Source organism: Microcoleus sp. C2D2 (assembly GCF_036702495.1).
In the GTDB taxonomy this organism is placed as follows: Bacteria; Cyanobacteriota; Cyanobacteriia; order Cyanobacteriales; family Microcoleaceae; genus Microcoleus.
Genome location: NZ_JAUBTO010000230.1, coordinates 1 through 8299, shown reverse-complemented (window position 1 = coordinate 8299; position 8299 = coordinate 1). Strand labels below are relative to the sequence as shown.

8 protein-coding genes and 1 pseudogene are annotated in these 8299 nt (G+C 45.8%); 3 read left to right on the top strand and 6 right to left on the bottom strand.

Translation table 11 applies throughout. The features are described from left to right. The 4 genes and pseudogenes from QUB61_RS36140 to QUB61_RS36125 form a co-directional block, all read right to left on the bottom strand. Positions 1-1018 (bottom strand): PhoD-like phosphatase N-terminal domain-containing protein (locus tag QUB61_RS36140; RefSeq protein ID WP_333135861.1); only part of this gene is annotated, 1018 nt, incomplete at its 3' end. A 494-nt stretch (positions 1019-1512) separates the two neighbouring features. Continuing rightward, positions 1513-1728 (bottom strand): annotated as a pseudogene (locus QUB61_RS36135) (ABC transporter ATP-binding protein); the annotation flags it as partial. A 149-nt stretch (positions 1729-1877) separates the two neighbouring features. Next, positions 1878-2249, bottom strand: a complete 372-nt coding sequence (locus tag QUB61_RS36130) for a DUF2237 domain-containing protein (protein WP_332960449.1) — start codon at positions 2247-2249, stop codon at positions 1878-1880. A gap of 49 nt (positions 2250-2298) precedes the next feature. Continuing rightward, a complete protein-coding gene (locus tag QUB61_RS36125) occupies positions 2299-2760 on the bottom strand; it encodes a GNAT family N-acetyltransferase (protein ID WP_333135864.1) in 462 nt (153 codons plus the stop codon). A 245-nt stretch (positions 2761-3005) separates the two neighbouring features. On the opposite strand from QUB61_RS36125, the gene QUB61_RS36120 reads away from it, so the two are divergent. Further along, positions 3006-3629 (top strand): Vat family streptogramin A O-acetyltransferase, encoded by a 624-nt coding sequence (locus QUB61_RS36120; protein WP_445300322.1) that lies wholly within the window; start codon positions 3006-3008, stop codon positions 3627-3629. 211 nt (positions 3630-3840) lie between these two features. Here QUB61_RS36120 and QUB61_RS36115 read toward each other — a convergent pair whose 3' ends face one another. Continuing rightward, positions 3841-5073 (bottom strand): methionine gamma-lyase family protein, encoded by a 1233-nt coding sequence (locus QUB61_RS36115; RefSeq protein ID WP_333135868.1) that lies wholly within the window; start codon positions 5071-5073, stop codon positions 3841-3843. An 80-nt stretch (positions 5074-5153) separates the two neighbouring features. Here QUB61_RS36115 and QUB61_RS36110 point away from each other — a divergent pair, with 80 nt between their 5' ends. Then, positions 5154-5966, top strand: a complete 813-nt coding sequence (locus QUB61_RS36110) for an acyl-CoA desaturase (RefSeq protein WP_172187909.1) — start codon at positions 5154-5156, stop codon at positions 5964-5966. A 359-nt stretch (positions 5967-6325) separates the two neighbouring features. Next, the gene (locus QUB61_RS36105; RefSeq protein WP_333135871.1) at positions 6326-7141 is read left to right on the top strand and encodes a fatty acid desaturase; all 816 of its coding nucleotides are present in this window, start codon (positions 6326-6328) and stop codon (positions 7139-7141) included. Between the two features lie 191 nt (positions 7142-7332). Here the strand turns inward: QUB61_RS36105 and QUB61_RS36100 are convergent, their stop codons facing one another. Further along, a complete protein-coding gene (locus QUB61_RS36100; protein ID WP_333135873.1) occupies positions 7333-8178 on the bottom strand; it encodes an ABC transporter permease in 846 nt (281 codons plus the stop codon). Positions 8179-8299: the final 121 nt, after the last annotated feature.

Sequence of the window (8299 nt, the reverse complement as noted above, 5' to 3'; positions counted from 1 at the left end):
GCGGGTCTGTGACCATGTATATTTTAGCAAAGCCGTCCTTAAAGGACGGGGTTTTAGACCCAGATTCTCGATAAGCGGAGTCGCCGAGGCGAACAAAAAAGTCGAGATTGCGTTCCGGCGCATTTGCGATCGCCGGGAAAGGAGTAAGTTGACCTTGCCAGTCGCCTGCTACCCCAAATCGTAAACCCTGGCGATTTCCCAACTCAGCAGCAGTGCGGAATTGCCCAACTGCTGAAGTGCCAGCGGCATCACGCACTCGATAAAAATATTGAGTACCAGGCTTTAAATTCGTCAGTTCGGCTTTCACGGGTACGGTAACATCGGTGACGGTTTCTGTGAGAGTGCCGAGACTGTTACTGAAGTTTGGATCTGTGGAGTATTCAAAGACAACATTACCAAGAGCTGTGCTGCGAGTCCACAAAACCGTTGAAGTTTGGGTGGTATCTCCAGAAGCAACGCCATTTGGCAAGGTTGAGTCACCAGACTTAATAAATGGGGTGACATCTCGCCCTTCAGCAGCGCCAAACTTGATAAAGTGTTCAATGCCAGTGAGTTCGTCGCGTTCAACAGCGGCAGTAATACCGGGGTTTTTTGCCAGATAATAGCTATCGTTATACAAAGGGCTGGGACTGCGGTTTTCCGATTGACCAAATTGGATGAAGTGACCGATGCCAGTAATTTCATTGCGATCGACAGCCGCAGCAACATCGGGATTTTTCCCTAGATAATAGCTGTTGTTATAGAATGGGCTAGGATTGCGGCCTTCAGATTCTCCAAAATTAATGAAGTGTTGTAATGCTGTCGTAGCTTCGCTATTGACAGCGGCAGCGACATCAGGGTTATTTAGGAGATAATAATTAGTATCGAATAGGGCGCTAGGGTTTCGGCCCTCAAATTGACCAAATTTGCTAAAGTGTTCAAATCCGTTTTGGAAGTTCCCTTTGGCTACAGCGGCGGCTACCTCTGAGTTTTTCGCCAGATAGTAGCTTTCTTGAAATAGAGTTTTAGCGTCTAACATAAGGAAAAATAGAAGTTTTTTTGTTTAATAGTGGCTTTGGGGGCTCAAAATAGCCTTGACAGGATTATACAGTATGGGGATCGCGATCGTTAAGTACAAGAAAGTTCGGCAACGGATTCTGTAACGGATGTAACGTATGTAATGGATGTCAGGAAGAAGGAAGAAGGAAGAAGAAAGAAGAAAGAAGGAAGAAGAAAGAAGGAAGAAGACTTACACAGCCTGCTTTTTAGTGGGACTTAAACATTTTCCAGCCCCTTTAAAAGCTGAAACCCCCTCTAGGGAATGGAAAGAAATCGATAACCTAAAAATGTCTGAAACCCTTTGTATAACTAGATTCATGTTTTTTGAGTTCAAAGTATTTCTCTATCTGCGTTTGAATCCAAAATGGTTTCAGTTTTTGTCTAAGTCCTGTTAGTCATCCTTGTTTTACCTTTAATATCACGTCCGATGAAATGCGATCGCTAATTCTGGCTAAACTTCAGCCGCTAAACTTCCTAAATTTGCATCAACCGCTGCTTTAACCCTGGTGGATCGCCCCGATCGAGCACTTCACACTTCTCCAACAAAAAAGCCCGATCGCGATAATTCAACTCATCCAAACGGTGAGTCACCCACAAAGCCGTCAGCCCGCAATTTTTGACCAAACGCTGCACCGCGGACACCAAATTTAATTGAGAATCAGGATCGAGTAAAGCCGTAAATTCATCTAATCTAATAGTAAAACCTCGAAATGACGAGGAGATCGCACTTAAATATTTGAGTAGCGATCGATCTCAAATCTCAAATCCATTGACTTGATGTTCATCACAAAAAGACGATCGCCCTTATTGACTAAAAGCGATCGCACAGCAACATCCTCCTACAAATCAGCAGCGTGCTGCTTCAATTCATCCAAAGAAACGTATTCCAAAGTCAAGGCGTGAGTCGCAGCCAAAACCACAGGCGGCGCAACTCCTGCATCCATTGCTTCCTTCCAGCGAGAGGCGCACAAACACCAGCAATCCCCAGGCTTCAAACCGGGGAAATTAAATTCGGGAACCGGAGTGCTCAAATCATTTCCCTTCGATTTAGTGAATTGCAAAAACTCTTCTGTCAGTTGAGCACAAACAGTGTGAGCCCCAAAGTCGCCACCACCTGTATTGCATTTGCCGTCTCGATAATAGCCCGTCATCGGCGACGTGCAGCAAGTCTCTAACTTTCCGCCCACCACATTTGTAGCTTCCGTCACCATCGCAACTCCTCCGTAAAACTCTTCGATCTAATTTTACACAAATCGTTGTTTATATATTTTTTTCCATGGGAAAGTTGATAAGTTTTTGTCCTCTGCGTTCTACTTCTTGTTTTCCGATCGCAATAAATCCCTGGCTTTCAAAAAAAGGTCTAGCTGTAATGCTGGCTTCGGTAAATAACTTGTTAATTCCTAAGTCTTTGGCTTTTGACTCAATTTGTTTTAAAATTAGCCTGCCGACTCCTTGCCTTTGAAAATCTTGATGACAGTAAAAGCGATCGATATGGCCGCTTGCTTCTAATTCCCCAAAACCTGCAATTTTCTCACCCTCTTCTGCTACGAAAGTAAATTTACTGCTTAAACTTTTAGTCCAACGTTCGATATCCATATCTGCTGGCGCCCAAGCATCTACTTGTGCTTGTGTGTAATCGCGGATGTTTACTTCGTGTACCGTGTCGTAAAAAAGTTTTACAATTTGTTGGGTATCACCGATTTCGTAGGTTCGTACTCTCATAAATTATCTCACTGCGATCGCTTCTTTCATATTAATTTGGGATTTTTAACCGCTTCGGAACGCGGATGGATGTTGGCTTTTACCATTTTGTCTCATTTCTTGCAGGGCGATCGATCCAAAATTTATCGCCCACCCCTTGACAAACACTACTACTCTATGTTAGGGAAGCATAAGCAAACCTCACTCGAATTAACAGTAGATCAATCCAGCAGCTTAACGAATAAGCATTGAAACTTATGACAGAAATGGGGCCCGATCCAAACCGACCTTATCCGATGGCCGATCACCGGCGCGTATGCTTCATCAAAAACTTTATTAAATCCCCCAACATTATCGTCGGCGATTACTCATATTACGACGATCCAATAGAGCCAGAAAACTTTGAAAAAAATGTACTTTATAACTACGGAAAGGAGCGATTAATTATTGGTAAATTTTGTGCGATCGCGACTAACGTAAAATTCATTATGAACGGTGCAAATCACAAAATAGACGGAATTTCAACTTATCCTTTTCCTGTTTTTGGGAATGGTTGGGAAACAGCCATGAATTTATTAATCGAACTGCCAAGTAAAGGCGATACCGTCATTGGCAATGATGTTTGGATCGGCTATGAATCGATGATTATGCCCGGAGTAAAAATCGGCGACGGTGCCGTCATTGCAGCCAAATCCGTTGTAGTAAAAGACATTCCCGCTTATACCGTTGTCGGTGGAAACCCCGCCCATCCAATCAAACAGCGTTTTAGCGATAGTCAAGTTGCACAACTATTATCCATTCGGTGGTGGGATTGGGAAATAGACAAGATTTCGCGCAATGTCAGCATAATTATGCAAAGCGATATTCAAGCACTCAAAAATGCCGAGTAAACTCGCAAATACAGCGATATTAATTTTAACTGCGATCCTGTGTACCGGTTCCGGCGCGATCGCGCCGGCGAGCAAACTCCCAGCAGCCGATCCCGGAGAGATATTATAATCTGCGTTCATCAGCGTCAATCTGCCTGCATCTGCGGTCAAAAAATCCCCAAAAATCACCGTGCAAACCCAGGGAGCCCCCGTACCGCACCGCCCCTACAACTTACTTAGCCGGGCCCACAGCATCGATCGCAGCTTCAAGAGCGATCGATACATGAGTCCAATGACTTCCCCCCTGACAAAAAGCCACGTAAGGCGGACGCAGAGGCCCGTCAGCCGAAAACTCCGACGTACTCCCATCAATAAAAGTACCCCCAGCCATCACCAACTGACTCTCGTAGCCCGGCATCGGAGCCGGCACCGGATCTAAATAGGAACCGACGGGAGAATTTTGCTGAACCGCGCGACAAAAAGCAATTAACTTCTCAGCAGAACCGAATTCGATCGCCTGAATCACATCTCTGCGCCTCGCCAAAGGAATAGGATTCACCCGATAACCCAACTTATAAAAAACATAAGCAGTCAAATGATTTCCCTTCTTCGCCTCCCCCACAACACCGGGAGCCATAAACAAACCCTGAAACAGCAACCGATTCAAATCAAAAGTTGCGCCGCCGCTGCTGCCGATTCCCGGCGCCGTCAAGCGACAAGTTGCCTGCGACACCAGATCCGCCCTGCCAGCGACGTAACCTCCTGCAGGGACGATCGTACCCCCCGGATTTTTAATCAAAGAACCAGCCATCAGATCCGCACCGACAGCAGTAGGTTCACAATCCTCAACAAACTCCCCGTAACAATTATCAACAAAGCAAATTGTGCTAGGATTCTGATGTTTGACTATGGCGACGATTTTTTCAATCTCAGAAATAGACAAACTCGACCGCCAAGAATAGCCGCAAGAGCGCTGGATAAAAACCAGGCGAGTCTTTCCTGAAATAGTAGAGCTCAATGCCTGCCAATCCACACTACCTTCGCGAGTGAGAGGCAACTCACGGTAACTAATGCCAAACTCAAGCAGTGAACCTTGACCTTGCCCGCGCAAGCCGATCACTTCTTCTAAAGTATCGTAGGGAGAACCAGCCACTGCCAACATTTCATCACCAGGACGCAGGATGCCAAAAAGAGCACAGGCGATCGCGTGAGTACCCGAAACAAACTGTACCCGGACAGCCGCCGCCTCTGCGCCTACTACTTCGGCAAACACCCCGTCCAAAGTCTCCCGACCCAAATCGTCGTGGCCGTAACCCGTAACCCCTGCAAAATGGTGGACTCCAACCCGGTGGCTGCGAAAAGCTTTTAAGACTCGTTGAAGATTTTGCTTGACTGTCGCGTCAATACCAGAAAAAATCTGAAAGAGTGCCTGTTCTGCTTCCTGTAGCCGTGAAACGCTATTCATCTATACCTCGCTCACCCTTTGCGTGCGCGCTGTTCATTATGGCGTAGATGCGGCCCCTAGTTTGTAAACATAATATATTCATGACGATTGCAACTTCCAAAAAAACTTCTCCTGATTGGCCTGTCATAGGCTTTATGGCCTTTCTGCACATCGGTGCTTTATTTGCTTTGCTGCCGGGTAATTTTAGCTGGTCTGCGGTCGGGCTAGCAGTATTCCTGCATTGGGTAACCGGTGGTTTAGGAATTACTCTCGGATTTCACCGCCTCGTCACCCACCGCAGTTTTCAAACACCTAAATGGCTAGAGTATTTTCTAGTTATTTGCGGTACTCTTTCCTGTGAAGGCGGCCCGATCGACTGGGTGGGAATGCACCGGTTACACCACATACATTCCGACACGGGAACAGATCCCCACGATTCCAATCAAGGCTTCTGGTGGAGCCACATGGGCTGGATGCTTTCGGATCTGCCGATCAGAGTTGAAATCCCCCGCTTTACTAAAGACATCGGCGACGACCCAGTATACAAGTTTCTCCAAGCATATTTTATCCCCATCCAAGTTGTCTTCGGTGTGTTGCTTTATTTATTAGGCGGCTGGTCTTTCGTGGTTTGGGGTGTGTTTATGCGGATCGTGGTGGTGTTCCACTGCACTTGGCTGGTGAACAGCGCTACCCACAAATTCGGCTACCGCACCTACGAGTCGGGCGATCGCTCGACGAACTGTTGGTGGGTGGCTCTGCTGACCTACGGCGAAGGCTGGCACAACAACCACCACGCCTTTCAATACTCGGCTCGCCACGGTCTCCAATGGTGGGAAATCGACTTCACCTGGATGACAATTCAATTGCTGCAATCGCTGGGTTTGGCAACCAAAGTGAAATTAGCAGAAAAATAGCGATCGGCAATTAGTCATTGGTTGTCGGTCATCAGTTCTGGACTAATGGCTCGTGACCAATGCCTAACCCTGTTTTTGCGATCGGTATAGGTTGGGTTGAAGTCAGCTCTCATCCTCTGGTGCGATCGACCCAACCAAAACCAGAATCAGTTATAATAGATTTGGGAAGAAAAAATTTTGTTTAGCATCCAAAATTTTTATTGTCAAGACAAAACGCTAATTTTTTTTCAATCGTAATCCAAACTCTATCATTCATTATTTATTAGTTTGGGCAAGTGTTCAACAAAACAGTTCACTACCTCAATCCAAACTTTTATGGGTGAATCTAGCTCGCCATCTAATCAGAAATCAAAAATAGAATGACAATTGCAACGCAAAACAAACTCCAGTACAATTGGGCACACATTATTAGTTTAGCAGGAGTTCATATCGGCGCTTTGTTCGCCCTGCTTCCGAGTAACTTCAATTGGACAGCAGTTGGTTTAACTGTATTTATGCACTGGGTAACAGGCGGTTTGGGAATAACTCTCGGATGGCACCGCCTGCTCACCCACCGCAGTTTTCAGACACCAAAATTCGTAGAATATTTCCTAGCTTTTTGCGGAGCGCTTGCGTGTCAAGGAGGCATAATTCATTGGGTTGGCCTGCACCGCTTGCACCACACCCACTCGGACGAAAACGCGCTAGATCCTCACAATGCCCAGAAGGGTTTTTGGTGGAGTCACATGGGTTGGATGCTTTATAAAGGCCCCGCCCACGATGAAATTCCCCGCTGCACAAAAGACCTTTCGAGCGACCCATTTTACCAATTTTTGCAAAACTACTTTCTCCCCATTCAAATCGCATTTGGCGTCTTGCTCTACTTAGCAGCAGGCTGGTCTTTTGTAGTTTGGGTAATTTTTGTCCGCTTAGTTTTCGTTTATCACTGCACCTGGTTTGTTAACAGCGCCACTCACAAATTTGGCTACCGCACATACGAAACAAAGGATAGTTCTACTAACTGTTGGTGGGTAGCTGTCCTGACTTACGGCGAAGGCTGGCACAACAACCACCATGCTTATCAATACTCTGCGCGTCACGGTATGAAATGGTGGGAAATTGACTTCACTTGGATGACAATTCAAGTTTTGGAAGCACTAGGTTTGGCTACTAAAGTGAAATTACCAGCGAAGTAGCAGCAATTGAGTCCTGGAGGCAGAAGCTCTGTAGGGCGCTTATGGCCCACCTTACCGCTTCAGAAACCCGGTTTCTTTGAGAAACCGGGTTTTTTGGTGACTAATGACTGTTGACTGTTGACTGTTGACTGTTGACTGATGACTGTTAACTGATGACTGTTGACTAATGACTAATAACCAATAACCCATGACTAATGAGCCCGTTTTTGCTCGCCCCGGCCGCGCAAATATTCCGCTAAAAATGCCAATCCTCCCGAACCTACTATCAACAGCACGCTCAGAGCATTAATATCAGGTTTTACCCCAGTCCGAATCCGGCTAAAAATTTCCATCGGTAGAGTTGTAGTGCCGCTACCTGCGGTAAAACTCGCAATCAAAAAATCGTCCATGCTGAGGACAAAAGACAGCAGACAACCGGAAACAATTCCGGGTATTAATTGAGGGAGCAAAACCTGAATAAAAGCCTCAACAGGCGTTGCACCCAAATCCAAGGCAGCCTCTTCTAAATATGGGTTTAAATCTGCCAATCTAGTAGAAACAGCTAGAGCGATGTAAGCCAGACAAAACACAACGTGAGCGGCGACAATTGTCCACAAACTCAGAGGAATAGCCAGCGCTGCTAAAAATACCAGAGTAGCAACTGCGGTCGCAATATCTGGAATAATAATCGGCAAGTAGGAAACTCCCTGATATAAATTCTTGCCAGGAAAGCGGTAGCGGGCTAAACCAACGGCCATTAAAGTGCCGAGTACAGCCGAGATTGCAACTGCACAAACAGCCACTGTTAAGCTGTTTCTCAGGGCAATTAAAATCCGCGTATCGCTAAATAATTTAACGTACCAATCTAAAGTAAATCCTTCCCAGCCGGCGCTAAAACGCGATTTGTTAAAGCTGTAAAAGGTGAGTACCAGGATGGGCAGGTACATATAAAAAAACATCACAACGGCAAAGATCACCTGCCAAGAAATCTTAAATTTAGGTTTTAAGTACATATCGGCTTGTATTTCCTCCTGTGGGTTTTCGGTGGTATTTTCCATGTCTCAGTAATCGGTAATTGGTAATTGGTAATTGGTTAGGATTGTTTTCTTCCTTCTTCCTTCTTCCTTCTTCCTTCTTCCTTCTTCCTTCTTCCTTCTTCCTTCTTCCTTCTTCCTTCTT

Coding starts and splice junctions, on each gene's coding strand:
- QUB61_RS36130 (WP_332960449.1), bottom strand. CDS start 2,249: ATGGTGACGGAAGCTACAAATGTGGTGGGCGGAAAGTTAGAGACTTGC.
- QUB61_RS36125 (WP_333135864.1), bottom strand. CDS start 2,760: ATGAGAGTACGAACCTACGAAATCGGTGATACCCAACAAATTGTAAAA.
- QUB61_RS36120 (WP_445300322.1), top strand. CDS start 3,006: ATGGGGCCCGATCCAAACCGACCTTATCCGATGGCCGATCACCGGCGC.
- QUB61_RS36115 (WP_333135868.1), bottom strand. CDS start 5,073: ATGAATAGCGTTTCACGGCTACAGGAAGCAGAACAGGCACTCTTTCAG.
- QUB61_RS36110 (WP_172187909.1), top strand. CDS start 5,154: ATGACGATTGCAACTTCCAAAAAAACTTCTCCTGATTGGCCTGTCATA.
- QUB61_RS36105 (WP_333135871.1), top strand. CDS start 6,326: ATGACAATTGCAACGCAAAACAAACTCCAGTACAATTGGGCACACATT.
- QUB61_RS36100 (WP_333135873.1), bottom strand. CDS start 8,178: ATGGAAAATACCACCGAAAACCCACAGGAGGAAATACAAGCCGATATG.